This window comes from Arachnia rubra (assembly GCF_019973735.1).
GTDB lineage: Bacteria > Actinomycetota > Actinomycetes > Propionibacteriales > Propionibacteriaceae > Arachnia > Arachnia rubra.
Genome location: NZ_AP024463.1, coordinates 551,592 through 575,398, shown reverse-complemented (window position 1 = coordinate 575,398; position 23,807 = coordinate 551,592). Strand labels below are relative to the sequence as shown.

The 23,807-nt window shown below is 66.3% G+C and carries 22 protein-coding genes; 5 read left to right on the top strand and 17 right to left on the bottom strand.

What is annotated here, in order from left to right; translation table 11 throughout:
* Positions 1 to 22 precede the first annotated feature (22 nt).
* Together SK1NUM_RS02470 and SK1NUM_RS02465 are read right to left on the bottom strand one after the other, a co-directional pair.
* On the bottom strand, positions 23 to 1,234 hold the full coding sequence (locus tag SK1NUM_RS02470) for a type II toxin-antitoxin system HipA family toxin (RefSeq protein ID WP_212324930.1): 1,212 nt from the start codon (positions 1,232 to 1,234) through the stop codon (positions 23 to 25).
* Positions 1,228 to 2,895, bottom strand: a complete 1,668-nt coding sequence (locus SK1NUM_RS02465; RefSeq protein ID WP_212324928.1) for a DUF262 domain-containing protein — start codon at positions 2,893 to 2,895, stop codon at positions 1,228 to 1,230. The genes SK1NUM_RS02470 and SK1NUM_RS02465 overlap by 7 nt, the downstream gene beginning before the upstream one ends.
* Before the next feature lie 276 nt (positions 2,896 to 3,171).
* Between SK1NUM_RS02465 and SK1NUM_RS02460 the strand changes: the two genes are divergently transcribed.
* A complete protein-coding gene (locus tag SK1NUM_RS02460; protein ID WP_212324909.1) occupies positions 3,172 to 3,972 on the top strand; it encodes a hypothetical protein in 801 nt (266 codons plus the stop codon).
* A 103-nt stretch (positions 3,973 to 4,075) separates the two neighbouring features.
* Here the strand turns inward: SK1NUM_RS02460 and SK1NUM_RS02455 are convergent, their stop codons facing one another.
* The gene (locus SK1NUM_RS02455; RefSeq protein ID WP_212324907.1) at positions 4,076 to 5,485 is read right to left on the bottom strand and encodes a mycothione reductase; all 1,410 of its coding nucleotides are present in this window, start codon (positions 5,483 to 5,485) and stop codon (positions 4,076 to 4,078) included.
* Positions 5,486 to 5,727: 242 nt separating this feature from the next.
* Between SK1NUM_RS02455 and SK1NUM_RS02450 the strand changes: the two genes are divergently transcribed.
* The gene (locus SK1NUM_RS02450; protein ID WP_212324905.1) at positions 5,728 to 6,486 is read left to right on the top strand and encodes an SDR family NAD(P)-dependent oxidoreductase; all 759 of its coding nucleotides are present in this window, start codon (positions 5,728 to 5,730) and stop codon (positions 6,484 to 6,486) included.
* Positions 6,487 to 6,547: 61 nt separating this feature from the next.
* On the opposite strand, the gene SK1NUM_RS02445 is transcribed toward SK1NUM_RS02450, so the two are convergent.
* From SK1NUM_RS02445 to SK1NUM_RS02400, 10 genes are all read right to left on the bottom strand, one after another.
* A complete protein-coding gene (locus SK1NUM_RS02445) occupies positions 6,548 to 8,002 on the bottom strand; it encodes a GerMN domain-containing protein (RefSeq protein ID WP_212324903.1) in 1,455 nt (484 codons plus the stop codon).
* A 152-nt stretch (positions 8,003 to 8,154) separates the two neighbouring features.
* The gene (locus SK1NUM_RS02440) at positions 8,155 to 8,811 is read right to left on the bottom strand and encodes a histidine phosphatase family protein (RefSeq protein ID WP_212324895.1); all 657 of its coding nucleotides are present in this window, start codon (positions 8,809 to 8,811) and stop codon (positions 8,155 to 8,157) included.
* Positions 8,811 to 10,391, bottom strand: a complete 1,581-nt coding sequence (locus SK1NUM_RS02435) for a bifunctional uroporphyrinogen-III C-methyltransferase/uroporphyrinogen-III synthase (RefSeq protein ID WP_212324893.1) — start codon at positions 10,389 to 10,391, stop codon at positions 8,811 to 8,813. Before SK1NUM_RS02435 ends, SK1NUM_RS02440 begins: the two co-directional genes overlap by 1 nt.
* Before the next feature lie 53 nt (positions 10,392 to 10,444).
* Positions 10,445 to 10,546, bottom strand: coding sequence for a 30S ribosomal protein bS22 (locus tag SK1NUM_RS02430; protein ID WP_042842924.1), 102 nt, complete (start codon positions 10,544 to 10,546; stop codon positions 10,445 to 10,447).
* Positions 10,547 to 10,698: 152 nt separating this feature from the next.
* The gene (locus SK1NUM_RS02425) at positions 10,699 to 11,373 is read right to left on the bottom strand and encodes a DUF1707 SHOCT-like domain-containing protein (RefSeq protein WP_212324891.1); all 675 of its coding nucleotides are present in this window, start codon (positions 11,371 to 11,373) and stop codon (positions 10,699 to 10,701) included.
* A 210-nt stretch (positions 11,374 to 11,583) separates the two neighbouring features.
* Entirely contained in the window at positions 11,584 to 12,366 is a 783-nt protein-coding gene (gene proC, locus SK1NUM_RS02420) for a pyrroline-5-carboxylate reductase (protein ID WP_212324889.1), read from the bottom strand.
* Positions 12,363 to 13,391, bottom strand: coding sequence for an aspartate-semialdehyde dehydrogenase (locus tag SK1NUM_RS02415; RefSeq protein WP_212327416.1), 1,029 nt, complete (start codon positions 13,389 to 13,391; stop codon positions 12,363 to 12,365). Before SK1NUM_RS02415 ends, proC begins: the two co-directional genes overlap by 4 nt.
* Before the next feature lie 22 nt (positions 13,392 to 13,413).
* The gene (locus SK1NUM_RS02410) at positions 13,414 to 14,202 is read right to left on the bottom strand and encodes a CPBP family intramembrane glutamic endopeptidase (protein ID WP_317988071.1); all 789 of its coding nucleotides are present in this window, start codon (positions 14,200 to 14,202) and stop codon (positions 13,414 to 13,416) included.
* 57 nt (positions 14,203 to 14,259) lie between these two features.
* Positions 14,260 to 15,168: a proline dehydrogenase family protein gene (locus SK1NUM_RS02405; protein WP_212324887.1), complete on the bottom strand. Its 909-nt coding sequence runs from the start codon at positions 15,166 to 15,168 to the stop codon at positions 14,260 to 14,262.
* A gap of 1 nt (position 15,169) precedes the next feature.
* Positions 15,170 to 15,976 (bottom strand): sugar phosphate isomerase/epimerase family protein, encoded by an 807-nt coding sequence (locus SK1NUM_RS02400; protein WP_212324885.1) that lies wholly within the window; start codon positions 15,974 to 15,976, stop codon positions 15,170 to 15,172.
* Between the two features lie 184 nt (positions 15,977 to 16,160).
* On the opposite strand from SK1NUM_RS02400, the gene SK1NUM_RS02395 reads away from it, so the two are divergent.
* Positions 16,161 to 16,799: a VOC family protein gene (locus tag SK1NUM_RS02395; RefSeq protein ID WP_212324883.1), complete on the top strand. Its 639-nt coding sequence runs from the start codon at positions 16,161 to 16,163 to the stop codon at positions 16,797 to 16,799.
* A 52-nt stretch (positions 16,800 to 16,851) separates the two neighbouring features.
* A complete protein-coding gene (radA, locus tag SK1NUM_RS02390) occupies positions 16,852 to 18,231 on the top strand; it encodes a DNA repair protein RadA (protein WP_212324881.1) in 1,380 nt (459 codons plus the stop codon).
* Positions 18,232 to 18,357: 126 nt separating this feature from the next.
* On the opposite strand, the gene SK1NUM_RS02385 is transcribed toward radA, so the two are convergent.
* Positions 18,358 to 18,597 (bottom strand): addiction module protein, encoded by a 240-nt coding sequence (locus tag SK1NUM_RS02385; RefSeq protein WP_212324879.1) that lies wholly within the window; start codon positions 18,595 to 18,597, stop codon positions 18,358 to 18,360.
* A 163-nt stretch (positions 18,598 to 18,760) separates the two neighbouring features.
* On the opposite strand from SK1NUM_RS02385, the gene disA reads away from it, so the two are divergent.
* Positions 18,761 to 19,822 carry a DNA integrity scanning diadenylate cyclase DisA gene (gene disA, locus SK1NUM_RS02380; protein ID WP_212324877.1) on the top strand — a complete coding sequence of 354 codons (1,062 nt, stop codon included), beginning with the start codon at positions 18,761 to 18,763 and terminating at the stop codon, positions 19,820 to 19,822.
* A gap of 89 nt (positions 19,823 to 19,911) precedes the next feature.
* Here disA and SK1NUM_RS02375 read toward each other — a convergent pair whose 3' ends face one another.
* The 3 genes from SK1NUM_RS02375 to SK1NUM_RS02370 form a co-directional block, all read right to left on the bottom strand.
* The gene (locus tag SK1NUM_RS02375; protein ID WP_212324875.1) at positions 19,912 to 22,404 is read right to left on the bottom strand and encodes an ATP-dependent Clp protease ATP-binding subunit; all 2,493 of its coding nucleotides are present in this window, start codon (positions 22,402 to 22,404) and stop codon (positions 19,912 to 19,914) included.
* Between the two features lie 105 nt (positions 22,405 to 22,509).
* Positions 22,510 to 22,632, bottom strand: coding sequence for a hypothetical protein (locus SK1NUM_RS15150; protein ID WP_263407060.1), 123 nt, complete (start codon positions 22,630 to 22,632; stop codon positions 22,510 to 22,512).
* 473 nt (positions 22,633 to 23,105) lie between these two features.
* Positions 23,106 to 23,441, bottom strand: a complete 336-nt coding sequence (locus SK1NUM_RS02370; RefSeq protein WP_212324867.1) for a histone-like nucleoid-structuring protein Lsr2 — start codon at positions 23,439 to 23,441, stop codon at positions 23,106 to 23,108.
* Positions 23,442 to 23,807: the final 366 nt, after the last annotated feature.

Below are 23,807 nucleotides of genomic sequence, written 5' to 3'. Positions count from 1 at the left end.
CCTACTGGGCCGTAGGTCTTGATCAATTCGCGAAACGACGGCTGATCTCGGGAAGTCTCAGGTCAAGCCATTCCCGGTGGTGGGGCAGTTTGTCCATCAGCTGCGACACCCCAGGCCAAGAGCCAGCCAGCTGTCCGGCCACTTCGGCGACGGTCTGCATGGTGCTTTCGACTGGCGCACCAATTTTCCGGGCCAGCAGCTCGAATGACTGCGGTGTCACCTCGTCAAACCGCCTGGATCTGCCCAGCGTGAGGCCGAGATCCTCAGCGTCCTCACGATAGGGAGCCGTTGAGACCAGATCGTAGGCGGGCGAGATCACAGGGCGACGGGGGTCGCGGTAGATCAGTGAGGTGTTTTTCAGATGCATATCGCCATTGCCGATGGCGAAACTGAAGAACAGCCGCCGGATGAATTCCAGATAGGAGACCTCATCCCGGCCGCGATACATGAGCGCGGCTGCGGTCTCGAATGAGCCGTCATATTTCCTGTCCGGGTAGAAACCCCGCACCTGTGCCAGGTCCTCGATATGGATCCGGCTGTTGCCCTCCCGGTCGAAGCGCCTGATCGCATACGCCCATTCCTGCCCTTGGGGCCAAGCCATCTCCGGCAATGTGGGCAGCTCGTCGCGATGCCACATTTTTATCTCTGGGACGTCGATGCCACAACGCTGGGCGAGGGACATCATCGCGAACTCGTTGGCGGGTACCTCCGGGTAGACCGCGTCGGGCATCTTGACGATCCAGTCACCCTCCTGATTACCCGCAGGCAGCGTCAGCCGGTCACCGGATTGAAGCAGGGAGAACTTGAGCGCGACGCCGGCCAGGCTGAAACGCAGAACCTGTCCATCGTGACGCCGCACAGCGGGGAACTGCACCTGTTCTGGCCGCCAGGCGGGATCAGCCTCACCCTCAACAGGTTCGACGATCACCGCCCCAGGAAGCCCGAGCCCGAGCCGGACCAGAAGCCGCATCTCCCGCTGCTCATTGATGCCCGCGTCCAAGGCGACCCACTGCCTCAGTCTGCCCTCGGGAAGCAGATTGGAGAACCAGGGCGGCAGCCGCAGAGCCGCCGCCACTCGTTCCTCTGGGTTGTCCTCAAAACGCAGCCCGAGCATGGGGCGATCGGGGTCATCCCAGTAGCCCTGCTGCCATTCCAGCCAGGTGTAGTCTCCGCGGGCATACAGATGCGCAACAGTCTTGCCGCCAAGCAGGACCCGGAATCCCTCGGTCACCATGCATCATCCTGCGAAGAGTCATCATCGAAGTCGAAAGAAGCCAGAGGCGCGGAATCATCAAACCCCTGCCCCGTGCGCTCCTGAAGGAATTTATCGATATAACCTTGCAACACCTGTTCGCGTTCCTGAACGAGTCTCTCGGGAAAACCACCCAAGCCGAAGAAATGCGAATCGCGTACCACCGCGTCCCACGCTGAGACATCCCGCACATTCTCCAGTGGGATACCGGGCATAATGACTCGGTTTCCCAGCGAGCTCTTGGTGTTGCCAGACAACCTGATCCGCGAGAAAACCTCTGGACACACTGGGCTCGGTGTTGGCCCCCCGCCGATTTCAAGAGCCAGATCCGCACGGGTGAACGGTTCGCCGGTGTCTGGCGACAGCGGCTTATGGTTCCACAGTGCGCACAGCATGATGTGCCCGGAAGCACGGTTTGAGCCAAAATCATTCACATGTAGACGTTGCCCTGGCCCGCTTGGCAATATGTCTAGAAGCTGCTGTATCGAATGGCTCTCCTCTCGCGGGTGGATACACGAGGCTAGGGTTCGGACAGCTCCGGTGGTCCCACCTCTCATCACTCCGGGACCCGCTAAAGCAGCTCTCCAATACCAACGCTTCAAGAGGTTTATATTCCGTGGCGATGGCTCCGGGAAGTGGGCGAAGAACCGGGCTAGGACCACGAGGAGATGCCGGTAGGCCAGGAACGTGAAATGCGGAACCCCCGCGATATTACACAGGAATTCGATGGCAAGCTCCAGGGAATTCAGCGCCTCCTGATGGGCCTGCTCCTGATTCTCGTCAGGGAAATCTAGACCCTTCCTGCGGTCATCACGGAACTCCAGATGGATATCTCGGTAGACATCGGATGCTCTTCTGGCCAGGAATGCATGCAGGATGGTGTCGTGGTCAATCTGGCCCCAGTTGAGGCGGACGCGGATATCGTCCTGGATGGTCTCGAAGGTGGTCGCAGTGGAGTCGCTCTCCCCCGGCGCGAACAACCCCTTGAATGCCTCGGCCCGGGTCAGGCGCTTGCCCGCGTTGTTCATGCGGTCGTAGATCTCGCGCAGCACCCCATCGTCCTCGGAGCGCACCTCATAGACCGGCACGTGAAACTCACGCAGCCGCTGGGTGGCGGTGTTGATCTCGTCGATCCGGTCGACGTAGTTCGGATGCTCACCGACCCAGCGCAGCAGCCTAGGCAGTTCGAAGAGCACCGGTAGGGGGATGGCATGATCGCCGGAGTCGTTCCGGGTGCGGGCGCGAACCCTCGGGGGTTGTTGCCTGAGGTCGTAGACCAGCGCGAACTCACCATCAAGGCCATGCTTTGGGTCGAAGACGTTCAGGAAGATCGTCACCCGCTGCTGCCCGTCCACCACGTAGCGGGCGTCGGTCCGCTCGGGGGCTTCCACAGTCACCTCACCCAGCCGGACCGTCTCCGCGGGTGCTTTGCGCTGCCACAGCAGGAGGCTGCCGATGGGAAATCCCCGCAGCACGCTGTCAATCAGCGCCACGGCATCCGCCTTCTTCCAGCGCAAGCCACGCTGGAAATGCGGCACCCGAACGACCCCCTCGCGCACCATGCCAACCAGCTGGGCCAGTGGATAGGTACGGGCGGTTGGTTCGGCCAGCAGATCAGCCCGAGGCTGCTCGTCTAGCGACATATCCCCTCCCTCACGAGGCACTGCGCCCATTCTGGCATGCCGCACTGGATCCTCCGCTGACTACGAGCACCGGGGAAATCAATCCGCGGTCTTTTCAGACCGCGACCCTAGAACTCTGGCTGTGATGTCTCTCGGCTCAGCGGACGCATCTTTCGGCTAGGAAACCACGGACCTTTACCCCTGGCAGCGACCCAGCCGGCTCCGGTGGCATGAAGCCATGGTCACTTTCCAGAACCTGACCACGAGCCACGGCTCCCTCACCGAGGTGGATGACGCATGACCGCCGCCGCGACACCCCCGCTGGCCGGACCCCGCTCGGCCATCCCGCCTCTGAGATTCAGCCGGGTCCTGGCCTGCGAGTTCCGCAAATCAGTGTCCATCAGGGCGAACCGCTGGTTCCTCGCGCTGCTCGCCGTCGCCGCCATAGCAGCGGCAACCGGTTTCTATGTCTATTTCATGCTGACGACGTCCGGCGCCGCACCCCTCACCTGGGCGCAGCTGGGAAGAATCATCGTCGATCCTCTCATGACGCTGCTCGGCTGCTTCCTGGTCACGTTGACCACCAGCGAGTGGACCAACCGCAGCATCATGACGACATTCACGCTGACGCCCCGGCGCGGCTGGGTGCTGTCCGCTCAGCTCGTCGTCGCCCTGACCTACGCGCTGGCCCTCTGGGTATTGTGCCTCGGCCTGGGGACGCTCGTCGCAGGCCTGCTCTCCCCACGTGAAAACGTGGACATCAGCTGGTCGGTGACGGCCTGGGACGTGTTCGGGCCACTGCTGCCGAACCCGGTATTGGCTATCTCGGCCTTCCTGCTGGGCATCGCCGTCATGAACGGCTCAGCGGCCATCGTCATGTGGATGATGGTCCCGGCTTTCCTGAACACATTGCTGAATTTCAACGGCATCATCTCCGACATAGCCCAGTGGCTCAACCTGAAGGTCGCCTTGAATGCCGCCGTCGCAGACCCTGGCGCAGCAGTCAACTGGGGCAGAACCGCGACATCGGCGGTGCTGTGGCTCGCCGTCCCCGCCGTCATCGGCATCTGGCGCGCACTGCATCGCGACGCCGGCTGACCGGAAACAAAAGACCTACGGTCCGGTACGTAGCAACATATGGCTGGTCTGCCTGCCAGGATCTGCTACCTACCGGACCGTAGGCTGGTTTTGCGCCTAACGCCTAGTTTTCGAGCTCCTTCGGGGCAGCCTCCTTCAGCAGGCCCAGCAGAGCATTCTCCAGGACCTCGGGCAGGGCCGGGTGAATCCAGTACTGGCCGCGGGCCAGCTCCTGGACCGTGTTGCCGAGGCTCATGGCCTGGATCATCGGCTGGATCAGGGTGGCAGCCTGCGGACCGATGATGTGAGCGCCCAGCAGATGCCAGGTACGGGGGTCGGCCAGCAGCTTCACGAAGTGACCCTCGTCCTCCAGCGCCCACCCGTAGGCGACGTCCGCGTAGCGCTGGCAGGCCACCACATACGGCGTCCCCCACTCACGAAGCTGCTGCTCGGTGGCGCCGACGGAAGCGATCTGCGGGTCCGTGAACACGGCGTGCGGCACGTAGCGGTGGTCGGTGGCGACCAGTTCCCCATCCCCGGCCAGGAGATTCGCGGCGACGGTGCGGGCCTCGGCGTTCGCGACATGCTTGAGGAGATAGTTCGACGACACGTCCCCGAGCGCCCAGATGTTCGGCTGGCTGGTGCGCTGATGTTTGTCGACGCGGATCTGGCCGCCCGGCCCAACCTCCACGCCGGCCGCGGCCAGGTTGAGGGAGTCGGAGTTGCGGACCCGTCCCGTCGCCACCAGCACCGCGTCGGCCAGGTACTCGTACTCGACGCCGTTGCGGTCGGTGGTGATGACCAGCACCTCCCCGTCAGGGCCGGTCTCGGAGGCGGAGATCTTCTGGTTGAGGATCAGGTTGACGAGCTTGGCCTGCTCCTCCTTGAACGCCTCGGACACCTCGTGGTCCTCGCCCCGCAGCAGCACCTCGGAGCGGTTGATCTGCGTCACCTGCGACCCGAGGCCCGCGAAGATCTGGGCGAACTCACAGGCGACGAAACCACCGCCGAGCACAATGAGCCGCCGCGGCAGCTCAGCTATACGCATCACGTCGTCGGAGGTGTAGAACCTGGAACGCAGCTCTTCTGGCACCTCGATGGAAAGCGGCCGGGGCCGCGACCCCGTCGCGATGACGATCTGGTCGGCGCTGATCTGCACGTCGCCGACCAGCAGCGTGTGGGCGTCGACGAAACTGGCGTGACCCTCGAACAGCGTCACCCCCGGCCCGTTGCGGCGCCACTCCCGCCCGGCAGCCGAGATCGGGTCGATGCGGCCGAAGACGCGGTCGCGGATGGCGGGCCAGTCAGCCCCCTTGAAGTCCAGGTCGACGCCGAGCCGGGCTGCCTGCCGCGGGGCCATGGCGCTTTCAGCGGCGACCACGAACATCTTGGTGGGGATGCAGCCACGGTTCAGGCAGGTGCCTCCGAACACGGGATTGTCCTCGATCAGGGCGACGTCGAGGTGCGAGAACCGCTCATTAATGATGGAGTTGCCCGACCCGGACCCGATGACGGCGATATCGAAATGCTGCATGCGCCCATCTTGTCACGCCCCGCCGCATCCATCCCGCACAGCGCTTAATTCCTAGCGGCTTCACCTGCAGGAAGCCAGCTGATGGGACGTCCATGCGCCCCGGATCACCGTCACCGCTCGGCCCAGTGTGCCCTCTTCCCGGGGCGTTTCTTGCCGAGGGTCTCCCCAGAACGGCACCTGACGTCGCTCACTTCACCAACGCCCCTACCGGCGACCCCTCACCTTGGCCCTAGACTTCTGCCATGACAGGTTGGGCAGTTGTGACGGGAGCCTCCGGGGGGCTCGGAGCCGGATTCGCGAAGGAGCTCGCGCGGCAGGGGGCGAACCTGATCCTGGTGGCCCGCAGCGCCGACAAGCTGGAGACGCTCGCCGATGAGCTGCGCGCCAGGTACCGCATCCAAGTGGAGACCTGGCCCTGCGACCTGGTCAACCGCGGCGCGCGGGCTGTGCTCGCCGCCGACCTGGCGTCGCGGGAGATCCACACCCTGGTCAACAATGCGGGCTTCGGCTCGATCGGCGACTTCACCGACCTGCCGCAGGAAAGGATCTCGGCGGAGGTCGAGCTGAACGTGGTCGCCCTCACCGACCTGACCCGCACCGTCCTGCCGGGCATGAAGCAGCGGGACCGCGGGGCGGTCATCAACATCGCCAGCACTGCAGCCTTCCAGCCGATCCCCGGTTTCACGACCTACGCCGCGACGAAGTCCTACGTGCTACGCCTGTCCATCGGGCTGTGGGCCGAGCTGCACGACACCGGTGTGCGGGTGCTGGCCGTGTGTCCCGGCCCCACCGACACCGGTTTCTTCAGCGCCGCCGGGAACGACCAGGTGATGGGCCATCGGCGCAGCGTCGAGCAGGTCGTCGCGACCTCGTTCAAGGCACTGCGCCGCCACCGTCCCTATGTCGTCGACGGCGTGGGCAATACGATCATGGCCGAGGCCACCCGCCTGGTGCCCGCGACCTGGGTGTCGCAGATGGCGGGCTGGATCGCCTCGCATTAAGGCCACACCGGGGCCGGGATCCCCCCGAGGCATCCCTACCCGGCTCTAAATTGTTTTGCGCCTATTGGACGGTGATGGTCCGGCTCTCCTGGGACACCTGGGAATTGCCCGCATCATCGGTCCAGGTGGTCTCCACCCGGACCAGGTAGTCCCCCGGGTCAAGACTCAGCGACACCGACCACCCGTGCCAGCCCGCCGCGTCCGTGTCGATCTCGGTCTGCGCGTACTGCGAGGTCAGCAGCGTCTCACTGGCGTCAGTGACCAGCACCCGGGGCTGCCCGGTGCCCTGCTGCGCCACCCCGGAGAACACCACGGTGCCGGCGCTCACCGTGGAGCCGTTCCCGGGAGTGTCCACCCATAGCTTCGCCAGGGTCTCCTGCCCTCGGTCGCGATGCCCGCCCCTGAAAGCCTCTGGCGGGGAGTCGCCGTTGGAGGTGAAATGCACTTCCAGGTTCGGGTTGCCGAGGACCTCAGTGACGGCGTGGACAACCTGGTCGATGGCCTGCAGCACCGCCTCCCCGCTCTCGTCGCTGGGGAAGGCATCCGGTGAGAGGTTGATGGTCAGCGACGATCCCTCAAGGCTCACGCCGAGCACCCGTCCAGGATTCCAGCCGGAACTGTAGTCAGGATCGAGGGGCGCCACGGTCAGGATCGCGTTGACCACCGTCGACGCCAGGTCCCCCGACACCGCCAGGTTACGGAACTCCCGGTGCAGCTTCCCGTCCTGCCGTCCGACGTAGTACACCGGCACCCCCTGCACCTGCGACGGCAGGGCCCGCGACAGCGGCGCCACCGACTGCGACGTTGTGGTCGCCGTCGGCAGCACGTCGGTTCGTTGCGTCCGCCCCGCCGGCAGGGACCCCCACAACCAGATCGTCAGCAGCAATGACAGCAGCACCATGACCACGACCAGCAGCAGCGGAACCCTGGGGACCCACGCCCCCTTGAGCGACCGCAGCTCCGCCTCCAGCATCTCGGTGCCGGGCGCCTGAACCAGCCGCGCGGAGGAACGCAACGCCGCCGTCAGCTCCTGTGACAGCGACTCGATCACCCCCGGCAGACTGACCGGCCCCGGTTCCCCCACCGCCCGGCGCAGCGCGTCCAGCGCCTCCTCAAGCCGTTGGTTACAGCCCCGTACCGTCATCCGCATGACGCCGGCCAGCTCCGGTCCAAACACCGACAGATAGTGCGACACCACCAGGATCTCACCCAGCCGAGTGGGCAGGGCTGCAACAGCGCGGCGGATCTGCTCCTGCCGTGGGTCAGCGACCTCCGGCAGGTCCAGCGAATGGCCCTGGCCACGCGCGGAACGCGCCTGGTGCACCACCTGTTCGGCCAGGTACTCGACGCGGGCCGACGGGTCGACGATCCGGTTAGAGCGCTTCGCCAGCCCCAGCATCGAGGTGCGCAGGATGTGGCCCGACTCCGACTCAGCACCAAGCATCACAGCGAGCCGGTGCATCGTCGCCCCCTGCTCCTCGAACAGGTCAATCAGCCACGTGGAGGTGTCGGACAACGAGCGTCACTTCCCCCCGCGACAGGCAAGGCAGGCGGTGCGAGCTTCCCTCACTGAGGCTCCCTCCAGAAAATTCAGCGTCAAGCAGGGCACCATTGTGCACTCCGTCCCCCTAGGGGTGGCAAGGGAGGGCGTCAAACCTCACGTCCTACTTACGTCCCGACCCGAAACCGCCGCCCCCGTTTCGTGGGCAGCAGATCCTGCGCGGGCTCGGCGTAGTCAACAGCCGTGATGAAACCGTCACGGAAGGTGAACGACGTCACAGACGCGAGGGTGCAGCGCCGGCGCCGCGGGTCATGCGCGAAGAACCTGTGCTCGGCGTCCCGGCGGGCGATCTCAATGGGCAGCTGGTGACTGACCACCAGGGCCTGCCCACCCGGGCCCGCCGCGACGGCGGCATCCTGCAGGGCGGCGCGCATCCGCACCGCGATGTCACGGTAGGGCTCACCCCAGCTGGGGCGCAGCGGGTTCAGGACATGCGGGAGCATGCGCACGTCACGCAGCGCCCTGTTGTCAGGGCCGAAGACCTTCCCCTCGAAGAGGTTGCCCGCCTCGGTGAGACGCTCGTCGGTCACCACCTCAAGCTGCGGGAACAACGCGGCGGTCGGCGCGAGGGTCTCCTGTGCCCTCTGCAGCGGCGAGCAGCGAAGATGCGTCAGCGGCACCCCGTCCCAGTGCCCGGCGAGCCGGGCCGCCATCTGATGCCCCAGCCCGGACAGGCCGAAACCGGGCAGCCTGCCGTACAACACCCCGTCGGGGTTGTGGACCTGCCCGTGACGCATCACGTGGACCACGGTCGGCTGCTGCATCACGACCTCCTGATGGCGTCCTTGCGCCGGCGACGGCGGCGCTGGGAGGGTTTCGTGTCGGGCAGTCCCTGTCGCAGGCGGTCCGCGCGGCGGGCGTCCGCGAACCGGGCCAGGCCCTCTGCCACCGACTCGAAGTTGGGCGAGTCAGCCACGACATCCACCCTAAGGCCGTGCATGACGCAGGTCGCTGCAGTCGCCTGGCCGATGGCCGCGATGATCGAGGCCGCGTGCGGCTTGCCCGCGATGCCGATCATGTTCCGCACGGCCGATGACGACGTGAACACCACGGCGTCGAACATGCCTGTCTTGATGCGTTCGCGGATCTCAGTGGGCGGCGGAGCGGCCCGGACGGTGCGGTAGGCGATGACCTCGTCGACCTCCCAGCCGAGGTTCGTCAGGCCCTGCACCAGGTCCGCCACCGACACGTCGGCGGTGGGCACCAGGACCCGAGCCATCGGGTCGATGAGCTCGTCATAGGCCGGGAACTCCAGCGCCAGGTGATGCGCGGTGTCTCCCCCGGACGGCACCAGGTCGGGGGTGAGGCCCACGCGTGCCAGAGCGTCCACCGTGCCGCGTCCCACCGCGGCCAGGTGGATGCCGGACAGCGCCCTTGAGTCCAGGCCGTACTCCGCCAAGCGCTCGACGATGGCCCGTACGGCATGCTGAGAGGTGAACAGCACCCACAGGAAACGCCCGTCGACAATGCCGCGGACCGCTTTTTCCATGGCCTGCTCCGTGCGGGGCGGCTCGATGGACATGGTGGCCACCACCTCGGTGGAGGCTCCGAACCGCGTCAGGTGATCGGTCAGCTCCGTCACCTCGTCCTTGGTGCGTGGGACCAGGACACTCCAGTCGAACAACGGCTTGGACCCGAACCAGTCGACGCGGGACCGCGCGCTGTCGCCGACACCGGGCCCGATCAGCAGGAACCGCGACCCGCCGCATGGCTCGGCTCCGATCGCCGCCCACGTTGACAGGCGGGTCTGCTGGGAGGTGCTGCCGAGCCTCGTGAGCTCCAGCACCTCCGTGTCCCGACCATAGACCTCGCACGCCTTGGCAACCACCTCGGCGATCGTGGCGTCCGTCGCCCGGATGATTACCGTCCCGCTCGTGGGCCAGCTGTCATCGCCAGGCACCTCCACGGAGGCGTCACAAAAAGCCATCACCTGGGTGGGGACGACAGCGCCGTAGGTCAAGGCCGCGTCCCAGGTGGTGATTCCGGGAATCAGGTGGGTGCGGATCCGTTTCTCGTCCAGCAGCCGCCGCAGCACGTCAGCACGACGCGGCTCCGTGAAGAAATCACCCTCGACCAGCCGCACCACGGAACGGCCGCCAGCGACGGCAGTGACCATCTGGGCCACCTCGTCGGCCTCGGCCTCCACCACTTCCCCGAGCGGCTCAATACCCACCGAGGCAAGTTCCTCGACCATCACAGGGGAGTCCACGACCAGAAGATCGGCCTGGACCACCTCACGGCTGCCTGCGTAGGTGATGAGCCCGGGATCTCCGGGGCCAAAACCGACGAACGTGACAGCACCCATGGGCGTCCCCGTCGGCTCCGCTACCTCGGTGTGGATCACGCACAGACTCCTGCAGGGTTGGCCCGCACCGCCTGAGACGGGCGGGAATCAGCTCACTTTCCGGCGCGGCGGCGCTGAATGCGGGTGCGCTTCAGCAGCTTGCGATGCTTTTTCTTGGCCATGCGCTTGCGGCGCTTCTTGATGACAGAGCCCACTTCTCGCCTTTCGGTAACCGACCCGGTTCGGGGTACAGGGAATCTGCCGGGGCGATCCCGGCAGATTCCCCATGGTATCGCGCCACGCCACCACGGCGCCAACTGTCGGCGGCCAGAGCCGGTAGATCCATGCGGATCACCTCAGCTGGTCCCTACTGGCGGGATTTCCTGGCCTCTCTGCGCTCGTGGCTGTGTTGAATCCGGTTATCCCAGGCAGTTGGGTTCCTGACCTGGACCTTGCCTGTCGTGGTGCCCCGGACCACCAGCCTGGCCTGGCCTGCGGGGAGGCGGGTCGGGACCTTCGAGGTGATCTCCGCCCCTATCACACCGCGCTGGATGCTGAGCTGCTGGAGATCAGCCCCCCACTCCTTGGGTACCACCAGGGTGACGCCAGCGGTACCTGAAATCACCAGATCGATCACGGGCGCTAGCGGATTGGTTCCCACGAAGTTCAGGTAGAACTTCCCCAGACTGCCGCCGATCAGCTCGATGAACGGCGGCACGTCCCAGGGAGCGCACCTCCGGTAGCCCTTCCAGTCGGTGTGGATCAGCAGCGGGTCCTCCCAGCGCATGCCGGGCTCTCTGGAGTCGGGGATCGGGGCAGCTACCAGCCGGGGTAGTTCAGCATCCGGCACCAGGTCGACCAGCACGCGGTAGAGGTCGGCGCGCACGACGGCCTCCAGCGTGCCAGGCATCCGCACCTCCAGTTCCTCGAACGGGATCCGCCCGTCCGCGGCCGCCTCCCGGAGAATCGTCGCGGCGCGTTCGCGTTGAACTCCCGTGACACGCAGTCCAGGCTCGGGCAGGTGTGAGATGTCCAAATACACAAGGAATATTGTGCCGGATATCACGGTTTTCTTGGCGAAAATGCACAGTTAAAAACTGATCAATTTTTCATTTCTCGAAAGTCTGGTTTCCAGAACTAATGAGACCCAACGATGAGGAGCGATGTTCAGGTCAGCGGCATCCAGGTAGCCTCAACGAGACGATAGGTGAGCCTCTGGGCCGGCTCGCGAGAAACCTGTCCACAGGAGGCGCTAGAGCTCGGAGCTGCGCTGGGCGCAGGCTTCGACGGCAGCTAGGAAGGCCGCTCGCACACCACGCTCGTCAAGGACCCGCAGGGCGGCGGCCGTCGTCCCGGCCGGCGAGGTGACGCGCTCGCGCAGCTCGGTGGCTGAAACGTCCACCTCGCCCAGCATGGCGGCTGCGCCAGCGAAAGTGCCGTTCACCAGCTTCGTGGCGACGTCCCGGCCAAGGCCCTGATGCACCCCGGCCTCGATCATCGCCTCCGCCACCAGGAACAGGTAGGCCGGGCCGGAACCGGAGATGGCCGTCAAGGCGTCGAATTGGCTTTCGGGCAGCTCAACGCAGATCCCGACGGCCTCCATCATGCCGACCACCTGGGCGGTCTGGCCCGGGGAAACGGCCGGGCCGGATGCGACCCCCGCCACTCCCCTGCCCACCAGGGCCGGAGTGTTCGGCATGACCCGGACCACCGGCTGCCCCGCGGGCAGCGACTCGGCAAGCCGGGCCAGCGTCACACCGGCGGCGACGGAGACGATGAGCGTCTCCGGGGACAGGTGGGGCGCGAGATCAGCCAGTGCCTCCGCCACGCAGTGAGGCTTGACAGCCACCACCACGACGTCGGCAGCAGCGGCCTCCGCGAGGCTGACGGAGCGCACCTGGTGCCGGTCGAGAAGCGCCGCGGCGCGCTCGGCGTCGCGGTCGACGGCGACGATCTCCTCCGGCAGGGTTCCCGCAGCGATCCATCCGGCCATAAGCGCCTCGCCTATGGCCCCGGCCCCGATGACGGCGATCATTGGACCAGCAGCTCCGCGATCTGGATAGCGTTCAGCGCGGCACCCTTGCGGAGGTTGTCGTTGCTGACGAACAGCACCAGCCCGGTCCCGCCCTCGACGCTCTGGTCCTGCCGGATGCGACCCACATAGCTGGGATCCTTGCCGGCCGCCTCCAGGGGGGTGGGGATGTCGGACAGCTCGACCCCAGGGGCGCCGTCCAGTGCGGCGCGTGCCTCGCCGGGGGTGATCGGCCTGGAGAACCGGGCGTGGATGCTCAGGGAGTGCCCGGAGAAGACGGGGACCCGGACGCAGGTGCCGGCCACCAGCAACCCCGGGATGTGGAGGATCTTCCGCGACTCGTTGCGCAGCTTCTTCTCCTCGTCGGTCTCACCCTCGCCGTCGTCGACGATGGAGCCCGCCAGCGGCAGGGCGTTGTAGGCGATGGGTTTGACGTAGGGGCCCAGGTCCGCGGGCTGGAAGACGGATCCGTCGTGGGCGAGCTCCTGCGGGTCGTCGATCTGCCCGATCTGCTCCGCGAGGGCGCGCACCCCCGCGATGCCGGAGCCCGAGACGGCCTGGAAGGTGGTGATCTGCAAGGCCTCCAGCCCCGCCGTGTCGTGCAGGGGCTTGAGCACGGGCATGGCGGCCATGGTCGTGCAGTTGGGGTTGGCGATGATGCCGATCTCCGCCCTGCCGGCGTCCTCCGGGTTGACCTCGGAGACGATGAGCGGGACGCGCTGATCCATGCGCCAGGCCGACGAGTTGTCGACGACGGTGGCGCCGGCCTCGGCGACCTTGGAAGCCCAGGTCTTGGAGGTGCCGCCGCCCGCGGAGAACAGGGCCACGTCGAGGCCGTGGAAGTCGGCCTTAGCGATGTCCTCGACGACCACCTCGTTCTCACCCCACGGCAGCCTCTTGCCCGCGGAACGTTCAGAGGCGAAGTAGCGGATCTCGTCGACGGGATAGTTACGCTCAGCAAGCAGCCTGCGCATCACGCCGCCGACCTGCCCGGTGGCTCCAAAAACTCCAACTCGCATGAAGCCAATCCTAGTGTCGCGTGATGGATCGCTACAGCCAGGACAGATGCGGTTTGAGAAGGGCGTATCCGACGAAGGCGGCGATGTCCAGGAGGCTGTGCACCACCACCAGAGGCATCACCCGTTTGGTCCGCAGATAGAGCCACCCGAACAGCAGCCCCATGATGAGGTTGCCGGCGAACCCGCCGAAGCCCTGATAGAGGTGGTAGGCGCCCCGGATCAGGGCGCTGCCGACGAGCACCGTGGCGGTCCTGCCGCCGGCCTGACGCCAGCGGGTGAACAGATAGCCCACCATCACGACCTCCTCCAGCACGCCGTTCATGACGGCCCGCAGGACTAGGACCGGGATGGTCCACCAGGCCTCAGCCAGGTTCGCGGCGGCCACGGTGGTGTTGAATCCCAGCTCGCGGGCCGCCAGATACAGCAGGATGCCGCCGGCCCCGATGCCGGCGAACACCAGGGAGCCGACGCCCAGGTCAAAGCCGGGACGCCGCAGGTCGAACCCCATGCGGCGGAACGGACCGCCATGGGGTCGCTGCCAGACCCACATCAGGTAGAACACCAGCGCCACCGGCATCAGCGGGAAGACCAGGTTCGCCAGCTGGTACGCCAGGTCCAGCCAGGGACGTTCCGGGGTGGCTGAGGTGTTGATAGACGTCGTCTGCTGCGCCAGCGGCACCTCCTTGGTGAGTTTGTCGGCCAGCGACAACACCGAATAGACCGCCGACCGGCCCAGCGAAAGCCCCAGTACCACGAGCATCTCGATACGAAGTCGTCGCGCGGTCTCCCCCGCAGGCAGCTGAATCCCGGCATCGCTCACGGGGTGAGTCTAGTGACGCGTGCCGCAGGTCTATCCCGGAAGCCCTGAGCAGCCGGGTCAGCGCTTGTCCAAGAGCGCTCGCGCGTAGCTCAGCAGGATGCGCGGCCGGGCGGCCATACGCAACGCGAGGTAGCCGTACCAGCCCGGGCCGAAGGGAACGTAGGTGCGGCACCGCAGCCCGATGTCCGCGAGCCGCCGCTGCTCCAGTGGGCGCACCCCATAGAACATCTGGAACTCATACGACTCCGGCCCACGGCCATTGCGCAGCGCCAGCTCCTGCGCGATCTCGATGATCCGGGGGTCGTGGGTGGCGAGCATCGGATAGGCCGGGGACTCCATCAGGATCCGCAGGCACCGCACCAGCGCCAGGGCCTTGTCCTGTTCGGTCACGTGCCCTATCGCCTGCCCCGCCGGGTAGGAGCCGACGCACAACCGCACCCGCGCCGCCTCTGCGCCAAGCCGTCTGCACTCGGTCTCCACCCGCAGCAGATTCGCCGGCAGCGTGATCCCAAGCTGTGGATAGTCCTTCCGGACTGCCCGGTAGAGCTCCATCACGTCGTCGTAGTCGGCGGGCCACTGCATCTCCAGGGTCACGTGCGCGCCACGCCGCTGCGCCACGCCGCACAGCTCCCGCAGCGCCTCCCTCGCCTGCACGGCCGATTCCCGAAGCCTCAGCGACGACGGTTTGACCGCGATCTCAGTGCCCGGTGCCGCGGCGTCAAGCTGCTCCAGGAGCTCGTCGAAGACGGCAAGCGTGTCCTCCTCCAGGTTGTGACTCGACAGGTGCGAGAACCCCACCTCCAGGCCCTGCCGGCGCAGCCTGGAGGCAACGGCGACGGCGTCGCCCACCTCCTTGCCGGCCACGTAGTTGTTCGCCAGCTCCCAGACCGACTGGTCGTCGGCAGCGCGGCGCGCCACCCAGGACCCGTGGACGAGCCAGCGCACCCAGTCTCCTGAACGCCGCATCTCAGCTCCTCCCCAGCGCCTGGCTGCCGGCAATCAGGTTCTCCCTGATGCCGTCGAGCACCTCCCCCAGCAGCGCGGCCCGCTCTCCGCCGGTCCTCGCCCTCGTGGTGGAGGCCTCCAGCACGATGTGTCCCTCGTAGCCGCGACGCGCCAGCTCCCGCACCACCGCCCAGGCCTCCTGGTCGCCCTCACCGGGAAGCAGGTGGTCGTCCTTGAACGAGCCCTTCCCGTCGGTCAGGTGGACGTGGGTCAGGCGATCGCCCCACAGCTCCACCAGGTCGAGGGACCTTAGCTGGGCTGTGGAGGCGTGGCTGAGGTCGAGGGTGAGGTGGTCGTAGTCGAGGCCGGTTGGATCCCAGCCGGGCGAGTAGGCCGCCAGCGACCCCGCCGGGGTGCGCCACGGGTACATGTTCTCGACGGCGAACGTCACCCCCGAGGTGCGGTTCAGGTCGCGGATGCCCCTGACGAACCCGTTGCCATAGCTGCGCTGCCACCGGAAGGGCGGATGCACCACGACGACGTCGGCGCCCAGGCGTTTCGCTGCCTCGGCGGAGCGCCTCAGCTTCTCCCATGGGTCGCTGCCCCAGGCTCGCTGCGTGATCAGCAGCGTCGGGGCGTGGAGGGACCGCACCGGGACCCCGTAGCGGTCGCTGAGCGCCATGATCGCCTCGATGTCGAGGCTGACCTGGTCGACGCCGACCATCAGCTCCACCCCGTCGAACCCCAGTTCAGCTGCGTAGTCGAAGGCGCTGGCCGTGGTGTCGGGGTAGACCGAGGTGGTGGAGAGCAGGATCGCAGGATCAGGCACGGCCCCAACCCTAGCGCCCACCGCGTAAGCACCGCGGCCCGGCGGTGCGAAAAGGCCGGCCGGTAGGACGGCCAGTGCTGATCACTGAGGCGGCCCGCACCGGCCTATTCCCCTCAACAGCCCTTCCCCCGGCGGGACGCGCCCCCGATTGGGACACGGCATACCGGAAAGGCAGAATGAGGGCATGCATGTCGACCACATCATCTTCGCCAGTGGACCGCAGGGCATCAACGCCGATGCCGCCCACCTGGCAGAAAGACTGGGGACCAGCTTCAGGGAGGGTGGTTTCCACCCGCGTTTCGGGACCCGGAACCACATCATTCCGCTCGCGGATGCCCGCTATCTCGAGGTCGTCGAGGTCCTCGACCATCCCGCCGCCGAGAAGGCCCCCTTCGGGCAGGCGGTGCGTGCCCGCTCCGAGATGGGCGGTGGCTGGCTGGGCTGGGCTGTCAGCGTCGATGACATCACGCCCTTCGAGACGCGGCTGGAACGCCCCGCCGCTCCCGGTTCCCGGCAGTTTCCCGACGGCCGGCACCTGGAGTGGTGCCAGCTGGGGATGAAGGGCCTGATGGCGGACCCACAACTCCCGTTCTTCCTGCAGTGGATCTCGGAGGCGCTGCTGCGCCCCACCGCCCTGGTCTCCGACTTGCGCCTGGCGCAGATCCAGATCTCCGGCTCCGCGGAGCGCCTGTCCGAGTGGCTGGGGGTCCCTGTCGCGGACCGGCTCGACGGGGTGCAGCTGCAGCTGATCGCCCCCAACGGCCATCCGGGCATCACCCAGGTGACGTTCGAGTCGCCGGAAAAGGGCACCGTCGTCATCTGACGCTGAGCCCGGTGCGCTGGTTTTGTCGGCACTGCCCCATAGACTCCGCGGCATGGCCAAACAGGATTCCTTCCAGTGCACCGAGTGCGGCTGGACCACAGCCCGCTGGGTGGGCCGCTGTGGCGAATGCCAGGCGTGGGGCAGTGTCGTGGAGCGGGGTGCCCCGAAGCTGGCGAAGGTGACAGCCGCCACCCCGTCGCGGTCAGCCCAGCGCATCTCGCAGGTCCCCACCGATGATGCCCGCCGCAAACGCACCGGCATCGAGGAGCTGGACCGGGTGCTGGGCGACGGCCTGGTACCCGGGGCGGTCGTGCTGCTGGCCGGTGAGCCGGGGGTGGGCAAGTCGACGCTCCTGATCGACGTCGCGGCAAAGTGGGCGGGCACGGGCGAGACCACCCTGTACATCTCCGGGGAGGAGTCGGCGTCACAGGTGAAACTGCGTGCCGCACGCACCGGTGCCGTCCACGATGACCTGTTCCTGGCCAGCGAGAACGACCTCGCGACCGTACTGGGGCACGTGGAGGAGATCTCACCGTCGCTGCTGATCGTCGACTCGGTCCAGACGATCTCCGCGTCCGGAGCCGACGGCACCCCCGGCGGGCCGGCGCAGGTCCGGGAGGTGACCGGCGCGCTGGCCCGGGTCGCGAAAAACCGGAACCTGGCGGTGCTGATCGTCGGGCACGTGACGAAGGACGGCTCCATCGCCGGGCCGCGGACCATGGAGCATCTGGTCGACGTCGTGCTCAGCTTCGAGGGAGACCGCCACTCCGGCTTCCGCATGGTGCGGGCCACGAAAAACCGCTTCGGCCCGGCCGACGAGGTGGGCTGCTTCGAGATGAGCGAAAGCGGCATCGTCGAGGTGCCGGATCCCTCCGGCCTGTTCACCACCGTCCATTCCACCCCCGTGCCCGGCACGTGCGTCACCGTGACCCTCCAGGGCCGCCGCCCGCTGCTGGCGGAGGTGCAGGCGCTCGTCGCCCCGGCCCCTGGGAACTCACCGAAACGCGCCACCCACGGCCTCGACGCGTCCCGCATCGCCATGGTCCTGGCGGTGCTGGAACGCAAGGCCCGGCTGCCGCTCAGCCAGTCAGATGTCTATGCGTCCACCGTCGGCGGAGCCAAGGTGACGGATCCGTCGGTCGACCTGGCGGTGGCGGTCGCAGTGGCCTCGGCTGCACTGGACCGGCAGCATCCGCAGCGCCTCCTGGCGCTCGGCGAGGTGGGCCTGGCCGGGGACCTGCGGCGCGTCCCGGGCACTGAGCGCCGCCTGGCGGAGGCAGCCCGGCTCGGCTTCGATCTGGCGCTGGTGCCCCGCGGGTCGCGGGATGTCACGGTGAGGGTGCCTAAGCTGGCCGGCCTGAAGGTCGTAGAGGTCGACACCCTGGCCGACGCGCTGGGCATCCTCGACCTGCGGCGCCCGGCCACTGGGTGATATCTTCTCGGGCCTGCAAGGTACGGTCAATGAACCTCAGACCAATCCCAGGTTCTTGTTTCTCATACCAATCCACGGCAGCTCTGAACTCGGCGGCCGCCTCAGGGTGTACCTGCTGAACCAGCCTCATGCGGTGAGGGAAGCACGCACCTGCGCGAAGAACTCCTCAGCATCCATCAGCTCAACCGCACCAGAACGCATCTCATCGAGTCGCTTAGACACTTCGACACGCCACGCATCATCAACCTCACTCGCCCCATCACCGGCGCCGTGGATGCTACCGAGCAACGCGTTAGCGACCACCGCACGCTGATCAACATCGAGCGCAAGAGCGTCTCGAATCAAAGTTGCAGTATCCGATGCCATGACCCGAGTCTACCCAACAGGACACTAGACGGGCAGGACGAATCTGACAACATCATCCAAGCACCGGAAGACAATCGACGTCTCAGGCGCGCCTGACCCCACGGCCTATCGACTGTCACGGGTGCACCTAAACTTGCTCCGAAACCTAGCGCTCAGGAGGGAAATGAAGCGGGACCGGCTCCGCCAGTATCAGCGACGCCTCGCGCCGGGCACTCCACTGCGCGCCGGCCTGGACCGCATCCTGCACGGCCGCACAGGAGCACTGGTCGTGCTTGGCAACAACGCGAAGGTGCAGCAGGTCTCCACCGGCGGATTCCAGCTCAACGTAGATTTCACGCCCCAGGCGCTGCGGGAGCTGGCAAAGCTCGACGGCGCCATCATCCTCTCCAACGACCTCAGCCGCATCATCGCCGCCGGCGTACACCTCGTCCCGGCAGGTGACCTACCCACCGCCGAGACCGGCACCCGGCACCGCTCAGCGGACCGCACCGCCCAGGCCTCCGGCGTCCCGGTTGTGACGGTGTCGGCGTCGATGTCCACGATCTCGCTCTTCATGGACGGCGACCGGCACCCGGTGGAGACCTCGGGCCAGATGATCAGCCGCGCCAACCAGACCCTGGCAACGCTGGCGCGTTTCGTCGACCGCTTGGGCGATATCCTCCACCAGTTCAACGCCCTGGAGGTCGGCGAGCAGGTCACGATCCGGAGCCTGGTGCTCGTCGCCCAGCGTTTCGAGATGACCAGGCGCCTGTCAGCCGAAACCCAGTTCCACATCGACACCCTCGGCGTCGAGGGGCGTCTCATCGCCCTGCAGCACGCGGAGCTGGTGGGCGAGTTCACCGGCCTGGACGGCCAGCTGGCGACCGACTACTCCCACAACCTCCCCACCCCGGCCGACTTCACCCTGGAACCGCTGCACAGCCTCTCTGCCGAGGAGCTGCTCAGCTCCCAGCTCGTGGCGGAACGCATCGGGTTCGGGGACTCGCCCTACCTTGAGGCCCCCGTCCACAGCCGCGGCGCACGCCTGCTGATCTCCGTGGGACGCCTGCCGGAAGGCCTGGTCACGAAACTGATCGACCGGTTCTCGCTGCAGGAGCTGTTCAGCGTCTCCGTCTCGGAGCTACAGCAGATAGACGGCATCGGTGCGGCACGGGCACGCCTGATCCGTGACGCCCTACTGCGCATCACCGAGGCCGCCTACGCCCGCCCGCAGGCCCCCGTCTGACAACCCCAGGACAGACCACGCAACACCGTGAAAAGGCAAAGGCCCCGGCCTCCAAGATGGAGGCCGGGGCCTGATCGCTCAGCGACCGGTCACTCGACGGGATCGGTTGCCGGAAGCTCAGCGGGAGTCTTCGCGACCCCTGTGAACTTGAACGGCAGCTCAGCACCCTCCTCGGCGGCGTCGACCTGGACGATCTGACCTGCGGCCAGCTCACCGAAGAGGATTTTCTCGGCGAGCACGTCCTCAATGTCGCGCTGGATAGCGCGACGCAACGGCCGGGCTCCGAGCACCGGGTCGAAGCCGCGCTTGGCGATGAGGGTCTTCGCAGCCGGGGTCAGCTCGATGCCCATGTCCCGGTCCGCCAGGCGGGTCTCGATCTGCGCCACCATCAGGTCCACGATCTGCTCGATGTCGGACTGCGTGAGCTGGTGGAACACGACGATCTCGTCGACGCGGTTCAGGAACTCAGGACGGAAGTGCTGCTTTAGCTCGTCGGAGACCTTCGCCTTCATCTTCTCGTAGCTGGAGGCCTCGTCCCCGGCCCGCGAGAAGCCGAGGTTGACGCCCTTGCTGATGTCACGCGACCCCAGGTTGGTGGTCATCACGATGACGGTGTTCTTGAAGTCCACCACCCGGCCCTGGGCGTCGGTGAGACGTCCCTCGTCGAGGATCTGCAGCAGCGAGTTGAAGATGTCGGGGTGCGCCTTCTCGATCTCGTCGAAGAGCACGACGGAGAACGGCTTGCGGCGCACCTTCTCGGTGAGCTGGCCACCCTCCTCGTACCCGACGTACCCGGGCGGGGAGCCGAACATCCTAGAAGCGGTGTGCTTCTCGGAGTACTCGCTCATGTCGAGGGTGATCAGCGCGTCCTCGTCCCCGAACAGGAACTCGGTGAGCGCCTTGGTGAGCTCCGTCTTGCCGACGCCCGAGGGCCCGGCGAAGATGAAGGAGCCGGAGGGGCGCTTCGGATCCTTCAGGCCGGCGCGGGTGCGGCGGATCGAGCGGGCGAGGGCCTTGACGGCGTCTTCCTGCCCGATGTAGCGCTTCCCAAGCTCCTGCTCCATGCGCAGCAGGCGCGCCGACTCCTCCTCCGTCAGCTTGAACACCGGGATGCCGGTGCTGCCGGAGAGCACGACCGCGATCTCCTCCTCGCCTACCACGGCGGGGATGTCGGAGTCGCCCTGCTTCCAGGCCTCCTCCTTCTCCGCGCGCTGTGCCTGGATGCGGGTGACGTCATCACGCAAGCGAGCAGCGGTCTCGAAATCCTGGGCGTCGATGGCGGCGTCCTTCTCCACCTTCAGCTTGGCGATCTGCTCGTCGAACTCCCGCAGGTCCGGTGGCGCGGTCATCCGCTGGATGCGCAGCCGGGCCCCAGCCTCGTCGATCAGGTCGATGGCCTTGTCGGGCAGGAACCGGTCCTGGATGTAGCGGTCTGCCATCGTCGCCGCGGCCGCGAGGGCCTCGTCAGTGATGGTGATCCGGTGGTGCGCCTCATAGCGGTCGCGCAGACCCTTGAGGATGTCGATGGTGAGCGCCACGGAGGGCTCTGCCACCTGGATCGGCTGGAACCGGCGCTCCAGGGCGGCGTCCTTCTCGATGTGCTTGCGGTACTCGTCGAGGGTGGTGGCGCCGATAGTCTGCAGCTCGCCGCGGGCCAGCATGGGCTTGAGGATACTGGCAGCGTCGATGGCCCCCTCGGCTGCGCCGGCACCGACGAGGGTGTGGATCTCGTCGATGAAGAGCATGATGTCACCGCGGGTCTTGATCTCCTTGAGGACCTTCTTCAGGCGCTCCTCGAAGTCACCGCGGTACCGGGAACCTGCCACCAGCGCCCCCAGGTCGAGGGTGTAGATCTGCTTGTCGCGCAGGGTCTCCGGGACGTCGCCGCGGACGATGGCCTGGCTCAGGCCCTCGACGACGGCGGTCTTGCCGACACCCGGCTCGCCGATCAGCACCGGGTTGTTCTTGGTACGGCGGCTGAGCACCGTCATGACCCGCTCGATCTCGCTGACGCGGCCGATCACCGGGTCCAGGCGGTTCTCGCGAGCAGCCTGGGTGAGGTTACGGCCGAACTGGTCGAGCACCTGGGAGCTGGACTTCTCCGGCCCGGCCTCCGGGGCGCCCGCCATGGACGCCTCCTTGCCCTGGTACCCGGCAAGCAGCTGGATGACGGTGGAGCGCACTCGGCCGAGGTCGGCACCGAGCTTCAGGAGTACCTGGGCGGCCACCCCCTCGCCCTCCCGCACCAGCCCGAGCAGGATGTGCTCGGTGCCGATGTAGTTGTGGTTCATCTGCAGGGCCTCCCGCAGTGAAAGCTCCAGCACGCGTTTGGCGCGCGGCGAGAACGGGATGTGACCGGAAGGCACCTGCTGGCCCTGGCCCATGATCTCGACCACCTGCTCACGCGCGGCCTGTAGGGAGATTCCCATCTGTTCCAGCGCCTTGGCAGCCACACCCTCGCCCTCATGGATGAGGCCGAGCAGCAGGTGTTCCGTTCCGATGTAGTTGTGGTTTAACAGCTTGGCCTCATCCTGCGCCAGCACGATGACGCGGCGGGCGCGATCAGTGAAGCGTTCGAACATTCTTTATCTCCTCCTGCGGTGCACGACAACATTGCGTCGACTCCGCTCATACCAGCTTAGAGGCTTACCCAAGTCCCTTCCCACAATCCCGGGCGGCGAGCCACGTCACGCCCTGCCCAGGACCCAGGCCAGGACGTCGCGCCGGGGACTCTCAGCCAGGCCTGGGCCGGAAGAGCCGGGCCATCCAGCGAGACGGGCAGCCGCCTTGCGCAGGAGTGGCACTGGCAATCAGCCAGTCTGCGCCATCTCCTATTCGCCGGTGTGACAGCTCTGCAATCCTGACGGCCATGACCGAGCATCCTCAGGCCTTTCAGAGATCGGATACCGGTAGACCACCCAGGCTGGCTCGTCCCACACATCAACAGGCATTAAAAGCCAGCGATAAAGATAAAGCATCCCTCAGGGATTAAGCCAATAAGGGGGTAGGGTTCTGCGGCGGCTTCCGCCTCACCACCGCATCGAGTGGGGAAGGCCCATAGTGGTTACGCGCTCGGAGCGTCCGGCAAAACCAGGTGGTCCCAGGAGACAGTTCATTTGACCGCCGCTCCTACCAGGATTCTCCAGGACAGCGGCCCCTGAGCCGGAATCTCTTAAACACCGAAGAGGGCGGGAGCTGTAGCTCCCGCCCTTCCAGGCTTCGTTCCAACTGGCACGGCAGTTGTCTATTCGACCCATCCCCCAATCAGAGCCGATGACGCAAATCAGTGGGCAGCCTCATAAGCAGCCATGATTGCGGTGGGAATACGGCCTCGGTCACTGACCTCGTGACCCTGCTCACGCGCCCACACGCGCACATCATTGGTTGAGGGGCCTTCGTTGGCGCGACGGCGGCCGCGGCCCTTAGCAGCCGTGCGAGAGCTGTTGCGCACGCGACGGGCAGCGGTGATCCAGGGCTCAAGGCCCTTGACCAGCTTGTCGATGTTGGCTTCGCTCAAGTCGATTTCGTACTCGGTGCCATCGAGAGCGAAAGTGACATTGCGGTCCGCGACGGAACCGTCGATATCGTCCTTGAGGAAGATCTGGACCTCACGAGCCATGGGAACTCCTGTTCATCTAAAACTTACACAAGTCTGTTGCTTGACTGGGACGTGAGCAACAATACATCAAACTGGAGATCAGCAAAGATGAATATGAACCGCGATCAATGCCGATTCCGCATCGACGCAATATCGCTTCCTGCGCATGAGCCCTTACAGATAAGGCTGAACACCCTTCATGGACAGGCTTGTTAGCCTTTTGGACGACAAGAAAGATTGGCCGTTTGGACGACACGCCCATTCAAGAGGATGGCTTCATCGATGTGAGGAGAGGATCTCCGGTGCACTCAGCTGCCACTCAGCAACTGCTTTTAGGGAACGCCGAGCCGGTTTGCAAGTCCACGGGCAAAGTGATCATTCCTCTTG

Bases quoted from the DNA above. Each gene is read 5' to 3' on its own strand.
- SK1NUM_RS02470 (WP_212324930.1), bottom strand. From the start codon at position 1,234: ATGGTGACCGAGGGATTCCGGGTCCTGCTTGGCGGCAAGACTGTTGCG.
- SK1NUM_RS02465 (WP_212324928.1), bottom strand. From the start codon at position 2,895: ATGTCGCTAGACGAGCAGCCTCGGGCTGATCTGCTGGCCGAACCAACC.
- SK1NUM_RS02460 (WP_212324909.1), top strand. From the start codon at position 3,172: ATGACCGCCGCCGCGACACCCCCGCTGGCCGGACCCCGCTCGGCCATC.
- SK1NUM_RS02455 (WP_212324907.1), bottom strand. From the start codon at position 5,485: ATGCAGCATTTCGATATCGCCGTCATCGGGTCCGGGTCGGGCAACTCC.
- SK1NUM_RS02450 (WP_212324905.1), top strand. From the start codon at position 5,728: ATGACAGGTTGGGCAGTTGTGACGGGAGCCTCCGGGGGGCTCGGAGCC.
- SK1NUM_RS02440 (WP_212324895.1), bottom strand. From the start codon at position 8,811: ATGCAGCAGCCGACCGTGGTCCACGTGATGCGTCACGGGCAGGTCCAC.
- proC (WP_212324889.1), bottom strand. From the start codon at position 12,366: ATGATCGCCGTCATCGGGGCCGGGGCCATAGGCGAGGCGCTTATGGCC.
- SK1NUM_RS02405 (WP_212324887.1), bottom strand. From the start codon at position 15,168: ATGCGGCGTTCAGGAGACTGGGTGCGCTGGCTCGTCCACGGGTCCTGG.
- SK1NUM_RS02395 (WP_212324883.1), top strand. From the start codon at position 16,161: ATGCATGTCGACCACATCATCTTCGCCAGTGGACCGCAGGGCATCAAC.
- radA (WP_212324881.1), top strand. From the start codon at position 16,852: ATGGCCAAACAGGATTCCTTCCAGTGCACCGAGTGCGGCTGGACCACA.
- SK1NUM_RS02385 (WP_212324879.1), bottom strand. From the start codon at position 18,597: ATGGCATCGGATACTGCAACTTTGATTCGAGACGCTCTTGCGCTCGAT.
- disA (WP_212324877.1), top strand. From the start codon at position 18,761: ATGAAGCGGGACCGGCTCCGCCAGTATCAGCGACGCCTCGCGCCGGGC.
- SK1NUM_RS02375 (WP_212324875.1), bottom strand. From the start codon at position 22,404: ATGTTCGAACGCTTCACTGATCGCGCCCGCCGCGTCATCGTGCTGGCG.
- SK1NUM_RS02370 (WP_212324867.1), bottom strand. From the start codon at position 23,441: ATGGCTCGTGAGGTCCAGATCTTCCTCAAGGACGATATCGACGGTTCC.